This window comes from Candidatus Peregrinibacteria bacterium (genome assembly GCA_016699755.1).
GTDB lineage: Bacteria > Patescibacteriota > Gracilibacteria > CAIRYL01.
This window is the reverse complement of the sequence record CP065009.1, coordinates 1,007,784-1,031,818: the sequence shown is the minus strand read 5'-3', so window position 1 is coordinate 1,031,818 and position 24,035 is coordinate 1,007,784. Positions and strand designations below refer to the sequence as shown.

Annotated in this window: 16 protein-coding genes, 1 tRNA gene and 1 rRNA gene; 14 read left to right on the top strand and 4 right to left on the bottom strand. The window is 41.4% G+C overall.

Annotation, left to right across the window (positions count from 1 at the left end; translation table 11 throughout):
* The first annotated feature begins 188 nt into the window (after positions 1-188).
* The 10 genes from IPN35_04585 to IPN35_04540 all read left to right on the top strand — a co-directional run bounded on the left by IPN35_04585 (position 189) and on the right by IPN35_04540 (position 13,218).
* Positions 189-1,665 (top strand): 16S ribosomal RNA (locus IPN35_04585).
* A 191-nt stretch (positions 1,666-1,856) separates the two neighbouring features.
* Positions 1,857-3,614, top strand: coding sequence for an ABC transporter ATP-binding protein (locus IPN35_04580; protein QQS58849.1), 1,758 nt, complete (start codon positions 1,857-1,859; stop codon positions 3,612-3,614).
* Positions 3,615-3,667: 53 nt separating this feature from the next.
* Complete coding sequence (locus tag IPN35_04575; GenBank protein ID QQS58848.1) at positions 3,668-4,669, top strand: SPFH domain-containing protein; 1,002 nt, start codon at positions 3,668-3,670, stop codon at positions 4,667-4,669.
* A gap of 1 nt (position 4,670) precedes the next feature.
* On the top strand, positions 4,671-5,276 hold the full coding sequence (locus IPN35_04570) for a hypothetical protein (GenBank protein QQS58847.1): 606 nt from the start codon (positions 4,671-4,673) through the stop codon (positions 5,274-5,276).
* A gap of 120 nt (positions 5,277-5,396) precedes the next feature.
* Positions 5,397-7,331, top strand: coding sequence for an efflux RND transporter periplasmic adaptor subunit (locus IPN35_04565; GenBank protein ID QQS58846.1), 1,935 nt, complete (start codon positions 5,397-5,399; stop codon positions 7,329-7,331).
* A gap of 42 nt (positions 7,332-7,373) precedes the next feature.
* Entirely contained in the window at positions 7,374-11,000 is a 3,627-nt protein-coding gene (locus IPN35_04560; GenBank protein ID QQS58845.1) for an efflux RND transporter permease subunit, read from the top strand.
* Positions 11,001-11,102: 102 nt separating this feature from the next.
* Positions 11,103-11,966, top strand: coding sequence for a VOC family protein (locus tag IPN35_04555; GenBank protein ID QQS58844.1), 864 nt, complete (start codon positions 11,103-11,105; stop codon positions 11,964-11,966).
* A complete protein-coding gene (locus IPN35_04550) occupies positions 11,966-12,391 on the top strand; it encodes a VOC family protein (protein QQS58843.1) in 426 nt (141 codons plus the stop codon). The genes IPN35_04555 and IPN35_04550 overlap by 1 nt, the downstream gene beginning before the upstream one ends.
* Entirely contained in the window at positions 12,388-12,813 is a 426-nt protein-coding gene (locus IPN35_04545; protein ID QQS58842.1) for an SRPBCC domain-containing protein, read from the top strand. Before IPN35_04550 ends, IPN35_04545 begins: the two co-directional genes overlap by 4 nt.
* Before the next feature lie 108 nt (positions 12,814-12,921).
* The gene (locus tag IPN35_04540; GenBank protein QQS58841.1) at positions 12,922-13,218 is read left to right on the top strand and encodes a hypothetical protein; all 297 of its coding nucleotides are present in this window, start codon (positions 12,922-12,924) and stop codon (positions 13,216-13,218) included.
* Positions 13,219-13,542: 324 nt separating this feature from the next.
* Here IPN35_04540 and IPN35_04535 read toward each other — a convergent pair.
* Both IPN35_04535 and alaS read right to left on the bottom strand, forming a co-directional pair.
* Positions 13,543-13,632 (bottom strand) — tRNA-Ser (locus IPN35_04535).
* Positions 13,633-13,699: 67 nt separating this feature from the next.
* Positions 13,700-16,252, bottom strand: a complete 2,553-nt coding sequence (gene alaS, locus IPN35_04530; GenBank protein QQS58840.1) for an alanine--tRNA ligase — start codon at positions 16,250-16,252, stop codon at positions 13,700-13,702.
* Positions 16,253-16,257: 5 nt separating this feature from the next.
* Between alaS and IPN35_04525 the strand changes: the two genes are divergently transcribed.
* Positions 16,258-17,547, top strand: a complete 1,290-nt coding sequence (locus IPN35_04525; GenBank protein ID QQS58839.1) for a PilT/PilU family type 4a pilus ATPase — start codon at positions 16,258-16,260, stop codon at positions 17,545-17,547.
* Between the two features lie 80 nt (positions 17,548-17,627).
* Here the strand turns inward: IPN35_04525 and IPN35_04520 are convergent, their stop codons facing one another.
* On the bottom strand, positions 17,628-19,259 hold the full coding sequence (locus IPN35_04520; protein QQS58838.1) for a hypothetical protein: 1,632 nt from the start codon (positions 19,257-19,259) through the stop codon (positions 17,628-17,630).
* A 91-nt stretch (positions 19,260-19,350) separates the two neighbouring features.
* On the opposite strand from IPN35_04520, the gene IPN35_04515 reads away from it, so the two are divergent.
* The 3 genes from IPN35_04515 (at position 19,351) to IPN35_04505 (ending at position 23,265) form a co-directional block, all read left to right on the top strand.
* Positions 19,351-21,252, top strand: a complete 1,902-nt coding sequence (locus IPN35_04515) for a hypothetical protein (GenBank protein QQS58837.1) — start codon at positions 19,351-19,353, stop codon at positions 21,250-21,252.
* Positions 21,249-22,022, top strand: coding sequence for a 3-methyl-2-oxobutanoate hydroxymethyltransferase (gene panB, locus IPN35_04510; GenBank protein ID QQS58836.1), 774 nt, complete (start codon positions 21,249-21,251; stop codon positions 22,020-22,022). Before IPN35_04515 ends, panB begins: the two co-directional genes overlap by 4 nt.
* Before the next feature lie 232 nt (positions 22,023-22,254).
* A complete protein-coding gene (locus tag IPN35_04505; GenBank protein ID QQS59938.1) occupies positions 22,255-23,265 on the top strand; it encodes an MFS transporter in 1,011 nt (336 codons plus the stop codon).
* Positions 23,266-23,281: 16 nt separating this feature from the next.
* On the opposite strand, the gene IPN35_04500 is transcribed toward IPN35_04505, so the two are convergent.
* A complete protein-coding gene (locus tag IPN35_04500) occupies positions 23,282-24,016 on the bottom strand; it encodes an rRNA pseudouridine synthase (protein ID QQS59937.1) in 735 nt (244 codons plus the stop codon).
* Positions 24,017-24,035 lie beyond the last annotated feature (19 nt).

The following is a 24,035-nucleotide window of genomic DNA, read 5'->3' as shown; positions in this document are numbered from 1 at the left end:
TCCGAGAACGCATTTGACAGTGTCAAATGTTCCTTCTCGAAACCAAACCTAGGTTCAACCTTTTCCTTTTTGGAAAAGATAAAAAACTCGTGAGAATCATCTTTAGCGATGGTTCTTGCTTTAAGAGAAGTTTACACCGATTCGTCGGGAGAATACTGGCTTGCCAGCATTCTCAGGTAAACTTCCTTCAACAAAAGAGTTTGATCCTGGCTCAGGATGAACGCTGGCGGGATGCCTAACACATGCAAGTCGAGCGGCAGCACTTCGGGTGGCGAGCGGCGAACGGCTGAGGAACACGTTGGTACCTCCCCCGAACTCAGGGATAAGCCCGAGAAATCGGGTCTAATACCGGATGCCCCAGTAATGGGAAAGATTTATCGGTTCGGGAAGGGCCTGCGGCGTATCAGCTTGTTGGTGAGGTAACGGCTCACCAAGGCTATGACGCGTATCTGGTGTGAGAGCACGACCAGACAGAGTGGGACTGAGACACGGCCCACACTCCTACGGGAGGCAGCAGTGAGGAATTTTCCACAATGGGCGAAAGCCTGATGGAGCAATCCCGCGTGCAGGATGACACCTTTCGGGGCGTAAACTGCTTTTCTGAGGGAAGAAATTTTGACGGTACCTCAGGAATAAAGGGCGGCTAATTCCGTGCCAGCAGCCGCGGTAATACGGAAGCCCTAAGCGTTATCCGGAATCATTGGGCGTAAAGCGTTCGAAGGCGGACCGGTCAGTTTGATGTTAAATGCCTGCGGCTCAACCGAGGTTTCGTATCAAATACTGCCGGACTAGAGGAATGCAGAGGCAACTAGAATTCCCATTGTAGGGGTTAAATCCGTAGATAATGGGAGGAATACCAAAAGCGAAAGCAGGTTGCTGGGCATTTCCTGACGCTGCGCGAACGAAAGCGTGGGGAGCGAAAGGGATTAGATACCCCTGTAGTCCACGCCGTAAACGATGATCACTCGGTGTACGCCGGTTCAATCCCGGTGTGTGCCTAAGCTAACGCATTAAGTGATCCGCCTGTGGAGTACGGCCGCAAGGCTAAAACATAAAGGAATAGACGGGGATCCACACAAGCGGTGGAGCATCTGGTTTAATTCGATAGCGCGCGAGGAACCTTACCAGGGTTTGACATCCCCAGAATCTTGCAGAGATGCGAGAGTGCCTTCGGGAACTGGGTGACAGGTGCTGCATGGTTGTCGTCAGCTCGTGCCTTGAGGTGTGCGGTTAAGTCCGTAAACGAGCGCAACCCTCGTCGTGCGTTGTATTTTTCGCGCGAGACTGCCCGTTTTACGCGGGAGGAAGGTGAGGATGACGTCAAATCAGCATGGCCCTTATGTCCTGGGCGACACAGATGCTACAATGGTCGGTACAAAGGGTAGCCAAGCCGCGAGGTGGAGCCAATCCCAAAAAGCCGATCTCAGTTCGGATTGGAGTCTGCAACTCGACTCCATGAAGTTGGAATCGCTAGTAACCGTAGATCAGCCACGCTACGGTGAATACGTTCCTGGATCTTGTACTCACCGCCCGTCAAGTCATGAAAGATGGGGGCGCCCGAAGCGGTGTTATCCTTTTAGGAGCATCACCACGGTGAAACCATTGATTGGGACTAAGTCGTAACAAGGTATCCGTAGGGGAATCTGCGGATGGACCACTTCCTAAGATGGAAATTACTATCTTCTCTCTTTCCACTCGGAAAGGAGAAGAGAGATTGATCTTCTCGCTTTTTGCGGGAGGAATGGTGTTCTCTTTTGTGCTGAGGTTTTCAAGTGTAAAAGACTTCTCATCATGGGGAGTCTTTTATTTTGTGAAAAGACTCTTTTTTTATATCGTCACCATTCTTCAAGAAGTGTATGATCGAAAAGAATCAGCAGGGGCATTACAGTAATGCTGAGTTCATGAGTGACATCTGGAGTTTTGTGCGACCTTACAAAACAAAGTTTATTTTAGGAACATTCATTAGGGCTACTAGTGATGTGGTTTGGCTTTTTCCGGTATGGGCGCTTTCAGAAATTATTACTTTTGCTTCGAATTATAAGAGTGGAGACAGCACTCTGTATGCATGGCAGCTTTTGCTGGGAATATTAATCGCAGGGATTTATTACTTTATTGCACATGATCTCTGTAAATATTACATCTATCAGGTGGCAGAAAATGCTAATATTGATGCCCAAAAAAATACAACGAAATATCTTTACAGTCTTGACATGGATTGGCATGAAAAAGAAAATACAGGGAACAAAATGCAAAAGATTATTAAGGGAGGAGGAAGTCTCGATCGTATTATTCGGATGTATGTCGATCTTGTAATCGAATCATCCGTAAATCTTATTGCGATTTTAGTGATTCTCACTTTTTTAAATATCTATTTTACTGTCATTCTTATTTTTTTCTTCGTTTCATATTATCTGCTCTCTTCCTATCTCACGAAAAAAGCCGTGTATCAATCGCATGTCTGTAATCTTGAGTGGGAGAATTTTAATGGGGCTTCGTTTGAATCGGTGAATAATATTTCTCTGATACAATCTTTAAGAATCGGAGATAAAATATTTCCCTTCCTTAAAAAAATAAGTGAGAGACTTTCGGAAGAAATTCGAAAAAGAATCTATTATTTTCGCGTTCGAGGGGGTGTGCTCAATTTATATCAAGAGTTTTTTAGGCTTATAATTGTAACCTTTACTCTCTGGCAGATTTTTGAGGGAAATTTAGAGGTGGGAGTCTTGGTGATGGTGCTTTTATATTTTGGGAAAATTGAACAATCGGCATACGAATTTGCCGAGACCTATAGCGAATTTGTACAAGCAAGAATAGCAGTATTTCGTATGAAAGATATTTTGCAAACAAAACCAATTATTGAGAATTCTGGTACAAAGGACTTTTGTAACCGCTGGAAAAAACTCTCTTTTGAAAATATTAGCTTTTCGTATCGAGGAAAAAAGGTGCTCAAAAACTTTTCTTTAGATATTCAAAAAGGAGAAAAAGTTGGGATTGTCGGTATTTCTGGAACCGGAAAATCAACACTCTTCAAGCTTATTCTCAAGCTCTATAATGATTACCAAGGGGAGATTATGTTTGATGAGATCTCTTTGCATGATATCAAGAGAGAGTCGTATATGGAAAATGTGTCAGTGGTTCCACAAGAAACAGAGCTCTTCAATCTTTCGCTTGAAAAAAATATCACCCTCTCTGAATCCGAAAAAAATGAGGAACTTCTTGAGCGCGCATTAGATATCGCTCACGTAAAAGACTTTACACACAAGCTTCCAGAAGGAATTCATTCCCTTGTGGGAGAAAAAGGAATTAAGCTTTCGGGTGGCGAAAAACAGCGAGTTGGCATTGCACGGGCAATTTATCGAAAACCAGAAATCCTCTTGCTTGATGAGGCAACTTCTCACCTCGATATTGAATCGGAAAAAAAGATTCAAGAAGCACTCCACTTCTTTTTTCAAGATATTACGGCAATTGTTATTGCGCATCGCCTCTCCACTATTAAAGAAATGGATACGATTGTTGTGATGGACAACGGTAAGGTTTTTGAAAAAGGAACATTCAATGAACTTATGACGAGAAAAGGGAAGTTCTATGATCTTTGGAAGCAACAAAAAATCTAATTCTATTTTTCTTGTTTTTGTTATATAATAATAAAAAATTTTTCAAACACATAATGTCTTTCCTTCATGGATTACAGCATCAACTTCGATCTGTTATTGAGTGGGATCACAAAATCCCTCATGCTCTTTTTGAAAAATGGAGTGAGAATGGTTATGAAATCAAAAACGCTTCCAAACTTATTGTAAATCCAGGAGAAGGAGCAGTTTTTGTGTATGAAGGGGAAGTAAAATCAGTACTCACGAAAGCGGGAACATATACTCTCGAAACCGATAATATTCCTTTTTGGACAACAGTTACCAAATATATGCAATCTTTTGAGAGTGAGCATAAGGTGGGGATTTATTATTTTCGAATTTCTAATCTCACCAATCAAAAATGGGGAACAAAAGGAGCACTATATTATGATGATCCAAAATATGGATTTCCTATTTCTCTTCGTGCATTTGGAAATTTCTCCTTTTTTTTGAGTGATCCAAAAGCATTTTTTATAAATGTCGTTGGAGCTCGTGAATTATTTTCTCAAGAGGAAGCGCGCTTTCTTCTCTTTGAGAAAATGATTCAGACAATAGAAGACTCCATTGCGGAATCAGGCTTTTCTTTTGCTCAAGTTGATCGAAATCGAGATGAGTTAGCACAAAAAATTCTAAAGAACATCGCACCAATTGCAACAACATTTGGATTTACCCTTACAGATTTTCGTATTGAAGGTGTCGACTTTTCCCAAGAAACGCTCGATCATGTTCACCGTATTGCAGAAATAACTGCCGAAAAAAGAGCGGCAGAAGAGGCAGGAGTTGATTTCACCGATCTCCAAAAACTAACAGCTCTTCGTGATGCGGCAAAAAATGAAGGTGGCGTTGCTGGTACTGGCATGGCGATTGGAGCTGGTGTTGCTCTTGGGAATGCTTTTCTCTCGGGCAATGGAAATATGCCGAGTACTCAAGAAAAAAATCAGACAGAACGATTACTTCTTTTACAGCAGATGTACGCAAAGAACCTGATTGAAAAAGAAGAGTTTAAAGCAAAGAAAAAAGAAATTCTTTCTCAGTTATAACGTGAAATGTCCAAGCTGTTCTCAAGAAATGCATGTCATAGACGCCAAAAAGCATGAAGAACAACAATGTGGCATAGATATTTGCTTTCCTTGTGATCTCGCTTGGTTTGATGGAGATGAGGAATATGAAATATCCGTCGCGAGTATGCGAAATATCATGCAACGTATTCGGGAGGACAAAATGTCTCTCGCTCCTCTTTCTTCAGAACTTCATTGTCCACGCTGTAATACACTTCTTCGAAAGTGGTATGACTATACGGTGGATGGAGCGCATTTCTATTCTTTCCGATGTAAAGAACACGGAAATCTCTATCCTTTTTTGAGTCTTCTCAAATCCAAAAACTATATTCGTCCCTTGAATCTTGCAGAAAAAAATCGTCTTCAAGAGATGATAGGAAATATTACCTGTTCAAAATGTGGAGGTGGTGTCGATATTAAAAAAGATGATCACTGTCCATATTGTGGTGCTCGCATAACGTTTATGATAAGCCAAATTAGCATCCCTCAAGAAGTTTTTTGTGAGGCAAAAGAAAAAGATGATGAAGTTTCTCAAAACGACCGTTTCGATTGGGGAATACCGAATGTTTCAGAGCCATGGATTTTATAATCTTTCTTCAGCACTTTCACACTCTTTTTTGGTAAAAAACAATTGACTTTTTTTTTTGAAAAAGCAAAATTGTATTTCCTTCGGGAATACATTCTTATTTTCTCATATTCTTCTTTATTCATGAGAATAACTCACTACACTTTTCCGGCTATTCTCCTTTCTCTTGCCATTTTTGTTTCTGGTTGCGCAAAGAAAGAAGAAGAGGTTATTCAGGAACAACCCGCAAAGCCTGTTCCGGTACTCGAAATTCACGAAGAGGGGTTTTCACCAGAAATAGAGATTTCGGGAACACTGGAACCTGTTTTTTCTTCTGGCATTTCCGCAGAAGCAGGGGGAACAGTATCACAAGTATTTGTGCGAGAAGGGGATACTGTTCACGCAGGAGAACTTCTCCTTTCTATCTCTTCACGACAGAACACCATTACTACAGATGTTTCTGCCGCTTTTGTGGCACTTCAAAATGCAGAATCTTCTTTGGAACTTGCACGAAAGCAGGCAGAACAGAGCGAAAAAAGTGCGATGATTAATATTCAGCAGGCAGAGAATAATTTAAGAAGTGCGCTCGATACCAATGCCTCTACAGGGGTTTCTATTGAAGCACAAATTTCTGCTACAGAAAGTGCTCGTGAAGTGGTGAAAATCGGACTAGAAACGGCGCAGAAAACGCTTGAAGACACTCTTCAAAATCTTGATACGGAAGAGAAAACGCTTGAAGAGAATCAGCGAAATGCTGTTGCAAGTGCGTTCTCTATATTCCGTACCGGAATGCGAAATGCTGATTCTGTCCTTGGGGTAACCGATGAAAACCGAAAGAATAATGATGAATTTGAGGTATATCTTGGTTTTCGAGATCTTCAAACGAAACGAGATGCAGAGACAGCATTTCGAACGGCATGGACGGATTTTTTAGAAAAAGAGGCGGCGTTTTCTCAAGATCGAGATGCATTTTCGACCGATGTTGTTCGCGCTTTGGGAGACAATATTCGTGATGTTCTCCAGAAAACAGATATTATGCTCAAGCAATCCATTTCAGGAACGAACTTTTCTCCAGATATGCTTGCCACGTTTCAGGCAACTACTTCTGCTGATAGAAATGCAACAGAAATCGCAATTCAGTCTCTTACTACTGCTTCTCAAAATCTTCGCAATTTTAAAACCCAACGTCCTCAGCGAGTGCGACTTGCAGAACTTTCTGTTCGTCAGGCGGAATCGCAACTGGCTCAGGCAGAAAAAAATATTGAACAAGCTCGCGGTTCAGGGGGTGTTTCGAGTTCGAGCAGTGACGCGCAGGTTTCTTCTGCAAAAAATTCTCTTGAGTCCTCCAAAATTCAACTTGAGATTACTCGAAAGCAAAATGAAATTTCTATTCAGCAGGCGATCAGCAATCGCGATAACGCAAAATCTTCCCTTGAGCGAACCGGAGTACAACAGGAAAAACTTACCGTTACCGCTCCTATAGATGGTGTTATTGCGAAGAAAAACGTAGAAGTGGGAGACACTCTCTCAGCAGGATCTTCTCTCTTTGTTATTTCGCAGATTACTTCTCTTGCTCTTAAGGGAGAAGTCGATGCTGCACTTTTGCCGAATATTACATCTGGAGCAAAGGCAGTACTTTCGGTTGATGGATTTGGAAGGCGGGATGGGACCATTTCTAATATTAATCCTGTGGCAAATCCAACGACGAGACGTATCACCATTGAAATTAGTGTGGAAAATCTTGATGAATTGCTTCCTGCAAATATCTTTGCTACTGCAAAAATTCGACTTCCAGAGGAAGAGGGCGTTATCCTCATTCCCGAAAAGAGTCTTATTTCTCAAAATCCACCAGAAGTTTTTGTTCTTTCTCATGATGATGTTTCCGTTCTTGAAACACGCACCATTGAGATTGGTCGACGACAAGACACAGAGCTTGAAGTGCTTTCGGGACTTTCTGTGGGAGATCGTATTGTGTCTCAGCCGGTGCTTGGACTCCGCACAGGAGATGCAGTATCGGAAATGCCGAAGAATACAAATTCTCCTGAAGAAGTTGTTTCAGAAGAAAAACCTTCTTCCTAAAACAGATACGAGACCTGAAGATGCTCCTTTCTTTTTTGCTTCATGATTTCTCCTGAAAAGTCTTCCGAAGGTGTTTTGGAAAAAATTGGCGGATTTTTTGTTCGGCGTCTCAAAGTATCACTCCTTGTGGGGGTTATTCTCTGTGCTTGGGGAATCCTTTCTGTCATTGCCATTTCTAAAGAATCTGCACCATATATTGAATTTGGAGTTGTAGTTATTTCGACATCTTACTCTGGAGCCTCTGCCATTGATGTTGATGAACTTGTCACCCAAGAAATTGAAGACCGCGTTAAGAATGTTTCTGGGCTCAATAAATTCTCTTCTGTCTCTCGCAACAGTATTTCCACCATTACCCTTGAGTTTGAACCAGGGCAGAATATGACAAAGGCGATAGGGGATATTCGAAGCAAAGTTGATGAAGCAAAGCCTTCTCTTCCGGCGGAAATTGATGACGATCCGGTGATTACTGAAATTGATAGTTCTCTTGAACCATTTCTCACTGTGGTACTTTCGGGAGATGTTTCTTTTACAGAACTTACTGACAATGCAGAATCACTCAAGGGAATTCTTGAAGATGTTCCCAACGTGGCGCAAGTCGATATTCAGGGCGGAAAAGAACGAGAAATTGGAGTGGAGGTTGATCGAGACAAATTGAAAGCGCTTGGGCTTTCGATTTCCGATGTTATTAATGTTATTCGCTCTTCTCATAGAGACACTCCGGCAGGCGATATAGAGGGAGACGACTTTTCCTATTCGATTCGTTTTTCGGGGAAGCACCGAACAAAAGAAGATGTGGAAAATCTTATTATTCGTGATTTTAAAAATAATGGTACATCCTCTTTCGTTCGTGTTCGGGATGTTGCGGAGGTTTTTGAACGAGAAAAGGATACGAAATCCGTTTCTCGCTTTGTGACACTTTCGGAGGAGAAATCGGCAGATTGCCTTTCACGTGGAAGATTTTCTTGTCTTCTTGAGAATGTGCGATCTGGTGTTATCAACGGAAATGTAAAAGAGATTACGGGTTGCATTATTGTTATTTTCCTCTTTTTTCTCCTACTCTTTCCACCATCTCTCGCAGGAAATCCGCTTCCTCGGTATCTTCCCGGAATAGCACTCTTTTTTCTTCTGCTCTTCTGGTTTTCTTCTTCTGGATCATTATTGCAATATGAATCGACAAAAGAGTCGTTTCAGAATTCCGTAGAGCTTTCCCTCTCCCGAAAATCGGGGAGTGATATTCTTAAAGCAGATACTACTTCGAAAGATGCTGTACAACATTTTCAAGAAGAGCAACTTCCTGAAAATATATCGGTTACGTTCACCAACGATGCCGCAAAAGTAATGCGCGATGATTATAAAAGTGTTATTCAGAGTGGATTGCAATCGCTTGTTATCGTCATGCTCTTCATTTTCTTTTTTGTTGGAATTCGCGAAGGGCTGGTTGCCTCACTTGTTATTCCCATTACCTTTCTCATCACGATTGGCATTCTCTTCTTTACTGGGCGAACGCTGAATTTTATGACGAATTTCTCCATGATTCTTGCGCTTGGAATTCTTGTGGACACCGCTATCGTTATTGTTGAAGGAACACATCACTATATTCAGAGCGGACTTTCTCCGAGAAGAGCGGCATTGCTTTCGCTTCAAGAGTTTAGTGGACCACTTCTCTCGGGAACGCTTACGACTGTTGCTGTTTTTATTCCACTTTTGTCTCTCTCGGGTATTTTGGGGCAGTATCTTAGTTTCATTCCGGTCACGGTTATTATTGTGCTTTCGGTGTCTCTTCTCGTTTCCCTTTTTCTTCTTCCTTCGTATGCGTCGTTTTTGATGAAGAAATCTTCTGGAAGTATAAAGCCGCGCTTTTTCCGAAATACGCGACTTTTTGGAGCCGCACTTCGCAAAAGAATCGATCGGCGTGTTCAAAATTTTATTCGATGGTATCAATCGATTCTGAGATTCTTAATTCAAGATCGTTTTCGGCGATTGGGACTTTTTGGCCTCGCCTTCTTTTGCTTCTTTGCTTCTTTTCATATTCCTATTCCATTTGTGCTCTTTCCGAGCGGAGATGCACCATCTTTAACTATAGCCATTGAACTTCCAGAAGGGATTTCTGAAAAACGGACGCTTGAGGCATCTCTTCCCGTGGAAGACGAGATTCTTACTTTTCCAGAAGTAAAATTTATCCGAACGGCTATTTCTGGAAAAACGGCAAATATCTACGTGGAATTTCTTCCTGAAGAAGACAGAAAGCGACTAAAGATGAGAACATCAAAGGAATTGGAAAATATTTTTTCCGAAAGAACTGCACCAATTGTTGAACAATTTGGGGCTTCTGTTCGCGTGCAGAGTGCGGCGAATGGTCCTCCAAGCGATTTTCCGGTGGGTTTTCGGGTGATTGCTCATGATCGAAATGCCATTGAAGATGCAAAAAAATTCGCAGAGGAACTTACGGAACTTTTAATTACCATCCCCGGAACAACTGGCGTGCGAAACGATATCGAAGAGATTCCAGGAGAGTTTCAGTTTCAAGTGCGGAGGGATCGTGCACTTGCGCTTGGCATTGATCCAGAATCAATACCCATTGTAGTGCGATCTGCTATTCAGGGTACGACTGCTGCGACTATTACGCGAAATACACGAGATATTGATATTGTTGTCGAGTATCCCGAGAAAGATTTTACTTCTCTGGACGACATAGAATCCCTCTCTGTTCGCACAGACAAAGGAGAATCTGTTCCACTTCGAGAGGTGGTGACGGTAGAACGAAATAATGCTCTTGCCGCCATCCGCCGATCTGAAGGAGATATTGCTTTTACGCTCTCAAGTCTTCTAGCTCCAGAAGGAAATGCGGCAGAAGTAACGGATGCTTTTCTTGCGAAAAAAGAAGAAATGGGCATCTCTACCCCTGAAGGTATCGATGTCACTGTTGTCGGAGAAAATGAGGAAAATGCAGGTCTTATTGCAGACCTGAGTCGTGGGTTGGTGATTGCCATTCTTATCATGTTTCTCATTCTTGTGGTGCAGTTTAATGCTTTTCTTCAACCAATTCTTGTGCTTTTTACAATTCTGTTTGCACAAATTGGAGTGTCAATTGGACTCGCTCTCACGGGGACACCACGAAGTCTCGCCTATATTCTGGGAGTTATTGCGCTTGCGGGAATTGTGGTGAATGACTCTATTATTATGATTGATCGAATGAATGAAAATCGAAGGGCGCGGCAAAAAAATCCGCTCGACGAAGAAGAGGAGTTCATTGAAACTCCTGAGCAAATTAAAGAGGATATTGTTGAAACCGGTGGATCGCGCTTTATTCCAGTAATTCTTACAACTCTTACTACCAGTGCTGGAATTATCCCTCTGATTTTTCAAGACCAATTTTGGGCAGGACTCAGCTATACTGTTATTTTTGGGCTTTTGGTAGCATCTTTTCTTACGCTCATCATTACCCCTTCTATTTATTACCAAATTCAACGCGAGCCAGGAGCAACACTTCTTTTTATTCCGGTGGCGATATGTGCTTCTCTTGGCATGCTGTCTCTTCCTTCTCCTTCTTTTCAAGTCACTCTCTCTTATGCTCTTATTGGTGGCGTTTTCTGGTTTCTTTTTCGATGGGTGTGTCTTCGAAACGATAAAAAAAGGGAAGGAGAACAGATTTCCCCCTCTGCGATATAGTTAAAACTCGGGCCTTATGAGATTTGTATTTATGAGAAATGAAAATATTTCTCAAAAACTTGCGTAGCATTCGGGGAAGTTGTAGTATTCTCCTTGAAAATTATGCAAAAAATTACACCACATCTTTGGTTCGATACAAAAGCGATAGAAGCCACCGAATTCTATGCTTCTGTGTTTCCAGACTCTCAAATAACGTACACAACGAACATCAAAAATACGCCTTCAGGAGATTGCGATGTTGTAGGATTTCAAATTATGGGGTACGACTTTATGGCAATAAGTGCTGGTCCGCTTTTTTCTATCAATCCGTCTATATCATTTCATGTGAAGTGTGAAACAGAGGAAGAGGTAGATGAAATTTGGAAAAAACTCTTGGTAGGAGGAACAGTTCTCATGGAACTCGGAACATATCCCTTTAGTAAAAGATATGGTTGGATACAAGACGCATACGGTGTCTCTTGGCAGATTATGTATACAGAAGGTGATTTGGGACAGAGGATTATTCCTATGTTCATGTTCACACAAAATGTCTGTGGCAAAGCAGAGGAAGCCATGGCGTTTTATGCGTCAATTTTCCCGGCATCCTCGAGCAAGGTTTTGTCTCGCTATATCCAAGGAGAATTACCAGAGAAAGAAGGAACTGTGAAATACGGACAGCTTATTCTCGTTCATCGGGAATTTGGTGTTATGGATTCGGCTCATCCGCACGATTTTACCTTTAATGAAGGAATTTCCTTTGTAGTTACCTGCAAAGATCAGGAGGAAATAGATTTCTATTGGAAGAAGCTATCAGCCGTTCCCGAAGCCGAGCAGTGCGGTTGGTTGAAAGATAAGTATGGTGTCTCTTGGCAGATTATTCCAGTGAGTATGGGGGAATTTCTCACAACGAATGAGGCTGTTCAAACAATGCTCAAAATGAAAAAGATCATTATCGCCGATCTTCAACATTCCTTTCTCCAAAAATAATGATGAAACTCAATGTCTATCTCAATTTTTTGGGCAATACCGAAGAAGCATTTCATTTTTACAAATCGGTTTTTGGAGGCGATTTTTCACCGCTTGTTCGTTTTAAAGATATGCCAATGGAAGGAGTGAATATTCCTGAAAAAGATGCGGATAAAATAATGCATATCAGTTTACCTATTGGTGATAATCAGGTGCTCATGGGAACGGATATACTTGAGTCATTGGGGAAAGAGCTTCATCAGGGAAACAATACTTATCTTTCCGTTCATCCAGATTCCAAAGAAGAAGCGGACAGAATTTTTTATTCACTTTCGAAAGGAGGGGACGTGGATATGCCTATTGCTGATCAGCCTTGGGGCGATTATTACGGAAGTTTCCGAGACAAATTTGGAATTCAGTGGATGATAAATTTTCACGCGATATGAAAAATACCATTACTGTACAGACGATAGTTCATGCCTCCATTCATCACGTATGGGAGTGCTGGAATCAGCCAAAGCATATCGTTTGTTGGGCATTTGCATCAGACGATTGGGAGGCATCGTCAGCGAAAAACGATGTTCGTGTGGGTGGCAGATTTAGCATTACCATGGCGGCAAAAGACAGGAGTGCAAGTTTCGATTTTTGTGGTACCTATTCCAATCTTCAAGAACATAAACTGATCGAATATGTCATGGATGGGGATGATGGACGACACGTCATAATAGAGTTTCGTGAAACTCCAGATGGAGTAGAAATACGCGAGAGCTTTGAGATGGAGAATGAAAATTCCGAGGAAAAACAACGCGCTGGTTGGCAAGCGATTTTGGAGAACTTTAGGAAATATACTGAAAAAAAGGATTTCTAGATAAATGATTTTTTTGAATTCCTTTGGTGGATTCGTCTCTTGTTCGGTGGTATTCTTGAATAATTCAAGACGCTTCTCGTCTCCCAAAAAAAAGAGTAATCTGTATTTGTGATAAAAGAATATCTTTCGTATCTTCGGGATAATCCGCATGGATACTGGTTTAAAGCTCGGTGGTTTGGTTGGGGCTTTATGCCGGTAAAATGGCAAGGTTGGCTTACAATATGCATTTACATTATTGTTTTAGGGGCAATTGCTACAAATGTTGATCGCCATTCACACTCCGTAAGTGATACACTCATAGGAATTTCTGCTCCTTTTGTCATTTGCACGGCAATATTCCTTGCTTTATGTTTTTGGAAAGGGGAAAAGCTACATTGGAATTGGGGTGATCCACGAAAAAAATAAAACAGCTCCAGACATTAGAAATCCTCAGGAGTAAAAATGTGAAGAAGATTTTTTGAGTTGAGGCAAAATGCAATTTTTCCCTGAAAAAGTATCTCATAATTTTTCTGAAAATTGAGCACCAAGAAATTTGGGAGTATTTTTTTGTTTTTCACTTCCTCAAACATCATCTTATTCTCTCTGACAAAATCGAAGAAATGCCCCCTCCTTTTTTACTTTTTCTGGAAATTTTATAGACGCAGAACCATTGCGAAGCACATGATTTTCGATACATATAGCCCGCCGGAGGTATCTTCAGACTCGCTTCGCTCGTCTCGAATTTAACTGTGGCGGTGGGAGAGGGATTCGAACCCTCGATCCGATTTCTCGAATACTGCTTTTCGAGAGCAGCGCCTTCAACCACTCGGCCATCCCACCAGTTTTTGTGCGAGAAAGAGCATATCAGGGCAAAGTTTTGGAGGCAAGAATGCAAAACCAACTACGTTTACTTCGCGATGATTTCCGAAAGCATCGCCACAATATTTTCCTTTGATGCTCCTTGTATACCGCCACCGCTTGCAAAAGTGGCATTTCCCCCCCCTCCTCCTCCGTATTGTTTGGTGATGCCTTTTAACATATCATTTGCATTTCCTTCGCCAATACTTGCCACAATGAGTCCACCTTCTATCGTCAAAATAATAGCACAGTCCGCTCCTTCTTCTATAATTGCACGTGCAAATATTCCTGCCGCTTTGGCATCCATTTTCGCCTCGGTTATAATAACGACACGTTTTCCGCCAACCTCTTCTGCTTCTTTTGTGACACGCACGGCTTCTGTTTTGGCGAGAGTTTTTTGAAGTGCGCCAATATGATTTTGCATTTCTTTACGCTCCGCAAAAATCGCATCAAGTCTTCCAGAAATTTCGTGTTGCGGAACCTTGAGCTTTTCTGCAATTTCTCGGAGTTTTTCACTGTGCTCTTGTAAAACAATTTGTGCAGATTCTCCACAAATCATTTCCACTCGACGCACTCCGGCAGAAACACCGTTTTCTGAAATAATCTTTACAGCACCAATAAGCGCAGTGTTTGGTACATGGGTTCCACCGCAGAGTTCATACGAAAATTCTCCCATTTTTACGGTTCGAACAACTTTGCCATATTTTTCGCCAAACGTCGCTTCTGCTCCTTCTTTTTTGGCTTCGGTAAGTGATTTCTCTACAATATTTGTTGCAACAGCCGCGGTAACTGCTTTGGCAACAAGGGCTTCGATTTTGATAATTTCTTCGGGTCTGAGTGCACGCGGAAAGGTAAAATCAATGCGCATGCGATGTTCATTAACATGACTTCCTGCTTGGTGAATGTCTTTCCCGAGGACCTCTTGTGTCGCCTTCAGAAAAAGATGTGCGAGTGAGTGGTGTCGCATAATTTGCCCACGACGCTCTGTGTTAATTTTTGCTACAACGTTTTCTCCAACCGAAAGTGTTCCAGAGAGTTTTCCCGAATGAATAAAAACGCCGGTTGCTGTTTTTTGACAATCGACCACTTCAAGTGATCCATTTTCCCCTGTTATCATGCCACTGTCTCCCACTTGTCCGCCAGATTCCGCATAAAATGGAGTTTTTTCAAGGACAATAAAAGCAACTTCTCCCGATTCTAAAATACCAAGAATGTTTGATTCCAATTGTGTCTGTTGGTATCCCACAAAATCTGTTTTCGGAAGATCGGCAAATTTTTGCACTGCCGCGTCACGTTCAAAACTCGCGGCGGCTCCTGCGCGACTTCGCTCTTGCTGAAGAAGCATTTCTTTCTCAAATCCTTTTTCGTCTACAGTAATGCCATGTTCGGCGGCAAAATCTTTCGTCAAATCAAGTGGAAATCCGTAGGTGTCGAACAAGCGAAAGCTTTCTACACCAGAAATATCTTTTGGCTTTTGTGCGAGAATCTCTTCAAGCATTTTCTCTCCGCGTTCCAATGTTTCGCGGAATGCTTTTTCCTCTAAATCGAGTGTAGAAAAAATGGTGTTTTTGTTTTCCGAAAGTTCAGGGTAATACATTTCGTATTCAGCAATTACTGTTTTGGCAATATGAGAGAGGAAGGAATTTTGAATACCAAGTTTTTTCCCTTCGCGAACGGCGCGACGAATTACTCGCCGAAGAACATATTTTCGTCCCTCATTTCCGGGGAGGACACCATCGGCAATCATAAAGGTTGCGGTGCGGGCATGATCGGCAATAATTCGAAATGCTCGTTTGTGTTCCGCATAGGTTTTTTTGGTAATTTCTGAAATGGTGTGAAGAATTTCCGAAAAGAGTTCGGTGTCGAACGGAGAATCTTTCTGCTGAAGAATAGAGACAAGTCGCTCAAACCCTACTCCCGTATCAACATTTCTTTGTGAAAGTTTTTCGTAACTTCCATCTTTTTTTTTGTCATATTCCATAAATACAAGATTCCAAATCTCTACAAATCGCTGATTTTCATCTGAATTTGGTCCCGTATTTTTGCCGTACGCTTCTCCTCGATCGTAGTGAATTTCGCTACATGGTCCGCATGGTCCTGTCTTTCCGGCGGGTCCCCAGAAATTATCCTTCTTATTGAAGGCAAAAATCTGATCCTTCGTAATACCCTTTTTACTGAGCCAAATTTTCTCTGCCTCGTTATCACGCGGGGCGTCATTATCCCCCTCAAAAATGGTAATAGCAAAACGTGCTGGGTCGAGTCCAAGTTCTTTAACAAAAAAGTCGTAGGCGAGTTCAATAGCTTCGTCTTTGAAATAATCTCCCAGTGACCAGTTCCCGAGCATTTCAAAAAAGGTGAGATGAGTATCATCGCCTACTTCGTCAATATCTGGCGTGCGAACGCATTTTTGTGTGTCAAAAATCCTCTTTCCTTTGGGGTGTGGCGCGCCGAGCAAATTGGGAACAAGTGGTTGCATTCCCGCAGTGTTAAAAAGCACAGTGGGATCATCTGCACTAGGAATGAGTGAACTACTCGGGATTTCCGCATGATTTCGGCTCAAGAAAAAGGCTCGAAACTTTTCACGTAGTGTATTTGGGTGCATTTCTATTGCAAAAATTCAAAGAACAGGGTATGATTTTTCGATATAAAAATCAAAATATGTTTGATGAATCAAATACTACCGGTGGTATTCCTGGACCCTCAGGATTTTCACTTCCGAGTGACCTTCATGCCATGATGGGCATTGGAGACCGTCACCATGCGAATACTGGACGCGATTTAGAGACACTTGTTCCAAAAGGCGGAAACAAAATCGCTGAAAAAGGAGCACAAGAGGTGAATATGAAATATCAGCAATCTGATCTTGCTATTGATGATATTCTCGAAGCGGCGCTTGAACTTGGTGCGTCTGACATTCATCTCTCTGCCGGAGAGCGACTTGCATTTCGTATTAGCGGAAAAATCTATTTTGTTGATAACTACCCCTCCATTCCCGATGATATGGCGGAGAAGCTCATTTTTTCGCTTGTTTCTAGTGAAGAGCAAAAAGAGACACTCTTGCGCACAAAAGAGCTTGATACTGCATACGAACACAAAGATGGAACGAACTTTCGCGTAAATATTTTTTATAAACGCAAAAGTCTATCCACGGTTCTTCGTATTATTGCGAGTGAGGCGTTTGAAATGGGGGAACTTGGTCTTCCCGCGGGAGTGGAAAATCTTATTACACAAAAGCAAGGACTCCTTTTGGTGACCGGTCCCACAGGAAGTGGAAAATCAACCTCTATGCAGTCGATGATTGAGCACATCAACAAAGGGCGCGTAGAACATATTATCACTATTGAAGATCCGATTGAATTTATTTTTAAATCGAAAAAATCCATCATTTCTCAACGAGAAGTGGGTGCCGATACCCTCAGTTTTGCGAATGCGCTTCGTGCGACTCTTCGTGAAGATCCTGACATTGTGATGATTGGGGAGATGCGCGATCCCGAAACGATTATGGCGGCGATTAATCTTTCGGAAACAGGTCACCTTGTTATTTCTACACTTCATACTTCTGGCGTTCCGCAAACAATCTCTCGCATGATTAATGCCTTTCCAACAGATCAGCACAATATGATTCAAAATCGTCTTGCCGACTGTATTATTGGTATTTTAGGGCAACGCCTCATTCCGCGTGCCGATCGCAAAGGACGAGTGGGTATTTATGAATTGATGATTGCTACTCCTGGAATTCGTCACCTTATTCGGAGTGGAAGCACGACGCAAATTAAAAATGCTATGCAATCTGGTCGAGAACACGGCATGGTGCGCATGGAACAGTATGCAGAGGTACTTTCTGAGCGTGGTATTATCCATGAACGTGATTACGAACATTATTTTCAGGATGAGTAGAACAAAAACTCGGGAAGATTTTTTTTATCTATGCTTTTTGAGAAAATATTCCCAATAGTAGAGTTTTGAATTTTTCTTCGTTATTTTTTCACAAAAATCACTGCTGTTTCATCTTCGTATTTTTGCATCCAGTCTTTTGAGTTCTTTAAAAAATCCAAAAGCGAGTTTTCGGTCGTCTTTACTTCCTGCTCATCAATTCCAAAAAAATACCGATCAAAGAGTGAAAAAGACGCTGGTTTTTGTTTTCTTAAAAGCACGACTTCAATGCTATGTTTTTTAAGCTTTTTCTCAATCTGCTCTTTATCAAAAAATGCATTACTTTCTTCGAGCAATGAATGTCCTTCATAAGAACGTTGCGGCTGTCTGCCATCAGTGAAAATCACTTTTTCTGGCCACATCCAGAGGAGGTAGCCACCCCATGCGTAGGGATTTAAAAGTACTTTATCGCGATATTCCGAGTCTTTCAAAAATGTCGTTGCCGCACACGGATAGTGTTTACAAAATTTGGGAAACACAAACGGATCTTCAGGAAAGGAGATGTTTTTCGCATACGTCGCAGAAAATACAAGAAAAAAAGTAAGAAAGCTTACAGGAATTCCAATTTGAAAGATTTTTGGGAATGGTTTTTTTCGGGAAAACTGTGTGGGGAAAAAGACCGTACAGAAAGAAAATAAAAGAGGAAGTGCTGTTCCAAAAAAGAGGGGAAAATGTCGAATGTGTGTAAGGGAAAGCAAGAGAAAAAGAAGAAAAAGAACGGTTTCCCAGAGCGGAAGTTTTGGGATTTTTTTTGATGAACTAGTGATAGCGGTAACAAACCAAATGAACACTACTCCGAAACTGAATGCGCCAAAAGAGAGCTTCCAAAGACTTATTGGCCATGTCCATGCAGGAAGCCATTCACTAATGTGAAGCAGATAGTAGTTGTTCTGCCAATATTCCGAAAGTAGGTGGTATAAATCTATCCCGTATGGGTTTATGAGTGGTGTTGCAACACAGGCAATAAAGAGAAAGACCATGGATATTTGTGTGCGAGCAGAAGGCATGGCGGGAATTTCAAAAAATCGTTCGAGGAATTTCCGAAGAGAAGGAAAAGCAGAGAGAAGTGTGAAGAGGATGATCCAGCCGATGATTATGACATGGCCAATGAGAAAGCTTCCGTGAAGATTTCCCCATATTAAAAAAAGAACGGGTAAGAGTATTCTAAAGAGAAGCTGTTTTTTTCCGGTGGTTGCTCTCTTGAGGAACTCGAGAAAAGCAAGAAAAAGGAGAAGTGAGATAAGAATTGGGCGAATTCCCAAATGTGCGCTCATACCAAAAAGTCCAAATGTCTGAAGGAAAATAAGCGATAATATTGCGGCAGTACCATGCTCTTTTTTGAGGAGAAGCTTTTGCTGAATTCCGAAGAGAAGTACAAGCAAAAGAACAGAGATAAAAGCGAGCCCCATATATCCGAAATGCTCATAAATATCATAGAAACCGATGTTCATGAGCCATTCGTGATCAATCCATTTTTCCCCGATAATCGGAGTGTTCCACTCTTCGGTTGTGAGAACTGTATTTCGTTTTTCAGTTTCTTGCCCAATTCTGAGGTGCCAGCCAAAATCTGGATCGAGTGAGCGCGTGGCGCACTGAAGTCCAAAGAGAGTGGAAAACAGAAAAAAAGAGAAGAAAATTCCATATCGAAGCCAAGGAACTTTTCGTAAAGACATCATATATTAAGCATATCATATTTTTGCTTTTCATGAGGAATGAAAGCGCATCCTTTATTTTCTTTTTTCGGCATTTTCTGATAAAAATATGAGTATGTTTTCACGTTTTTTTTCAAAAACAACGTCTTTCAGAGGCGCTTTCGGTATAGTAGGCGTTTCGCTTTTTGCCTCGCTTTTTTCTCATATTTTATTTCCAGGAACCTTTTTGTATTTTGGCGATCAATTTTACTATTTTCCCGCAGTACTTAGGCATCTTGACCCAAGCCTATTTCCTTACGATTTTTTGCTTCAAGGCGGACAAACTGAAGGAACGTTGTTCGATGATCTCCTCGCTTATTTTATGAGAATTCCTCCATATTCTCTGGCATTTTGGGGATGCTTGTTGTCTCTTCTCTCTCAGGCAATCTTTTTTTCGGGAGTCATTCTTTTGGGGAAATCGTTTGCTCCAAGAAGTTTCCTCCCGCTTCTTCTCCCTTTTTTGCTCATTATTGGCGGAGAGGCATTTTCCGATAATGTCAAAGGTCCCGATAGTTGGTTTTTTTATTTTGAACCCGATCTTCAGGCTCGCTCTTTTGGCATGGCGATTTCGACGCTCGCTTTAGGATTCTTTTTTCGAGAGCAATATGTTCTTTCGGGCATTATGCTTGGTTTTTGTGCACTACTTCATCCCATTAATCCACTTCCTGTTTTGCTCGCTTTCTCTCTTTTTCTCTCTTGGAAATCTGTTCAAAATCGCTCTTTTACATCTCTTTTTCCACTTCTTTTTCCAGTGGGAATGTGGGGTGCACTCTTCTTTTTCTTTCGTCATTCTGCGGTAAACAGAATTGATCTTTTTCGTCATTTTGATGACACGTGGTTTTCTCTTGTTCAAAATCGCTCTTCGTATATTCTCCCTTCTTTCTATTTTTCAGAACTCCACTCGTACATTGTTCTTTTTGTACTCGTCCTTTTTGCTCTTCTCCTTTTTCGTTTTCGTGCTTCTTTTCCAAAGGCTGCTTTCCAAAAACTTGTATTTTTTGTCACAACGATTTTGGTGTTTATCGGACTTTTTTCTCTTTTGGGAGAGGGGTTTCGTCTTGCGTTTGCGCTTCAATTTCAACCGCTTCGAGCATTTTCGTGGATAAAGCTCCTCTTTGTTCTTCCTCTCCTCCTTCTCTTTGCCGAACAATGGAGATCTTCCTTACATGAGAAATGGCGTACACACCTTTTCCTTTTCGCTCTTGTGGGAATGATTCTTGGAGTGCAAACGCTTCTCCTTTCTTTTTTTGTTGCACTTTTTGCACTGCTCACGTTTCTTTCGTATCAATCATTCCCAAAAAAATTTTCCAGAAAAATACTCCTCTTTGGAGGATTCTATGGTGTTTGGATTCTTTCCCTGTTTGCAAAACCACAGCGTCCTGCGCTTCTTCAGTTTTTATTTTTTCGAGATGCGCCATTTACATTTGAAGTAGTACTTTGGATCTTTATTGAAAATATTCTTACGTTTCTTTTAGTATTCCTCATTCTTTCTCTTTGGAAACGAGGAGTTTTTGAGAGGATTATTATCCGCCCTGTTTTTTCGGTTGTCATTGGAGGGACGCTTTTGGGAATGCTTTTTCTTTGGCCACTTATCTTCGATGCCCATCTTGCGAGTCGGTATGGTGATTCTTTTGAGTGGATTCAGCAAAATACCCCAAAAGATGCGCTTTTCTTTGTAACAAAAGATGCGGAAATAGCAGGGCTTCGTACACGAATGCTTTCTCAGAGGAGTGTTTTTGTCTCCTATCTCGAGGGAGCACAATCGGTTTTTTCTCGTAAGTATGCTTTAGAATTTCATCGACGACAACTTCTTCAGCAGTCGTTTCAGGAAGAAGATCTTCAGAAAGAAGGTGTTGATTATATTATCTGTTCCCAAAAGGAACTCCTTCCCTCTTTTGGAGAAGTAGTGCACGAAGACAGTGAATATGTTGTCCTTAAGCTCTCTTCAAGAAATAAGCAGATTCCGCTCCAGCATTGACTTTTGTGCAAAAATCAGGGAATAGTGGCATCATGAAACGTCTTTCGTGGGTTTCGGTGGCGGATTTTTTGTCCGCACAGCGCTCTATTGCTGCTGGGGCAGATGTGCTTTTGGTAGGCGACTCTTTAGGAATGACCGTCTATGGGTTTTTGGATACAAAATCCGTCACCATGGAAATGATGCTTGCGCATACAGAAGCCGTGTGTCGAGCAGTAAACGGAAAAATTCCGGTTGTGGCGGATATGCCGATTGGAACCTATGAAACTCCAGGACAAGCACTAAAAAATGCTCGCCAATTTTTAAGGGTTGGCGCCCATTCTGTAAAACTCGAAGGAGCAGTGTTTCCGCAAATCGAATACTTGCAAAAAGAAGGCATTGGGGTTGTGGGACATCTTGGGCTTTTACCACAGCAGGCAGAAACATTTTCCGTTGCTGGAAAAACGCTAGAAGAATCAATGCGCATTCAGCGAGAATCCAAAATACTTGAGGATCTTGGAGTTTCTGAGATTATTCTCGAATGTGTTCCAGAATCTCTTGGAAAAGCTATTACCGATAAACTTTCTATTCCGGTTATTGGCATTGGTGCTGGACGTTTTGTGGATGGACAAGTTCTTGTTTATTCTGATCTCACGGGAAGAAGTGATGCATATTTTCGACCAAAATTTCTTCGACGTTTTGGAGATGTAGCGAGTGAAGAAGAAAGATCAATTTCTGCTTTTGTAAAGTCTGTGCAAGATGGTCTTTTTCCAGCAGAAGGAGAGAAGTATTAGGGAACTATTAGAAAAAAATGAAAGGACTCTTTTTCTGAATAAGAAAATCAAGAGTACTCTTTCTGTAACTTTCAATAAATAATGAAGAAAGATAATTACTCATCAAATACATGGAAAATAGCAAGCTCAATGTTTACCAATGGGGAAACTTTTACTCTTGGGGTCTTTATTATCTTCATGCTGCACGTTGGACTCTCTTTAAGCTACTGCTTGTTATCTCTTTTTCTACGCAATAGGGCAAATTCCATCTGGTATATTTGCCGACAAATATGGATACAAAACAACACTTGTTCTTAGCGGAGTCTTATTGCTGACAGGAACTTTACTATTTGCTTTTTCTCAGGGGTTCTATTGGTTTCTCGTGGGATATTGTTTGAAGGGAATGGCATTTTCTTTAAAAGATGGAGCCGAACATGCTCTTTTATATGAAGGACTTGTAGCCGATAAAAATCAGGGGAGTTTTAAAAAAATATCTGGAAAACTCGAGTTTTCAACAAATATTTTCTGGGTCGTAACATCAATTTCAGGAGGTGTTTTATATTCTCTCAATGAAAGACTTCCTTTTTATGCAGAAACCGGATTGGTAGCGATTAGCATTGCTCTACTGCTTTTCTTGAAAGAAGTAAAAACTGAGCAAAAAAATATTTCCATTTTTCATCAACTCAAGAATTGTGCAAAGCAGACGTTTAACACCGTAAACTTTTCAAAATTTTTTATTTTTTCCGCTATCATCGGAAGCGTTGCTATAACGACATTCCAATATTTACAGCCCCTCTATAAATCACTCGATATCAATGAAAGCTTTTTTGGTCTTCTTGCGGCAGGGGCTTTTTTTATGAGAGGACTTGGAGCATGGAGCGCAGAAAGAGTTGGAAAAATATTTTCCGTGGACAAATATCTCGTTCTTCATGCATCAGTATTTTGTTTGTTTTTAATCTTTTTGCAAAAAACTTCATCTCTATTTTTTGTTTTCACAATTATTGCCATTCTTTATTTTCTTCGTGGTCTCTATATCCCAACAATAAGCACGTATATTAATGAAAAGGTCGATTCTTCAAATAGGGCAACCATGCTTTCAATCAATAGTCAGATTCTTGGTCTCACATCTTCCATAAGCTTATTTTTTACTGGATATGTTTCGGAGCGATACGATTTATCAACCACTTTTTTTGTCATTGGTATAAGCTCAATTATTTTTTTGATATCTTACATGCTCGTTCTACGAAAGGTTGAAGCTGATTGATCCGAAAAAAGCATTTTTATTCTGGTACGCTTTGTGATGAAAATTCAAACATCTTTTCCACCTCTCTTTCACTAAGTGCCCGCATTTCTCCTTCACGAAGATGTAAATCTTCAAGTCGCAAGTTTCCAATAGCTACACGGCGAAGTTTTTTCACGCCACTTCCGAGCATGCGGAATAATCGACGAATTTGCCTATTTTTCCCTTCCCGCAAAACAATTTCCACGCGAGAACCCCCAAGGCGCTCTACAGGAGCTGGACGAATTTTTTTTCCGAGAATCCAGAGTTCCCCGTGACGAATTTGGTCGAGGTCTTCTTCGGGAACAGGTTTTGTGAGAAGTGCTTCGTAGGTTTTTTCGTGTCCGTGGCGAGGGTGTGTCAATTTATTGGCGGTAATGCCGTCATTTGTCAAAATGAGAAGTCCAGAGGTTTCTTTATCGAGCCTTCCGGCAGGGAAAAGGGGAGGAAAAGAAGAAGGAACAAGATCTAGGACAATATGCGGATCTGTCACTGTTTTTTTGGTGCTTGTCACGTATCCCACGGGTTTATTGAGGGCGACGATTATTTTTTGTTCTTCTCGCTGATCAAGTATTTCTTCCTCTACCTCAATAATATCTTTGTTTGGATCGGCACGTGTTCCGAGTTCTGTTACTTTTTTGCCATTTACTTTTACCACGCCGCTGGTAATAAGCCTTTCTGCCTCACGTCGTGATGCAATACCACGATCGGCAAGAATTTTTTGGAGCCGAATCATGTTTTCCTGAGGCATTTCT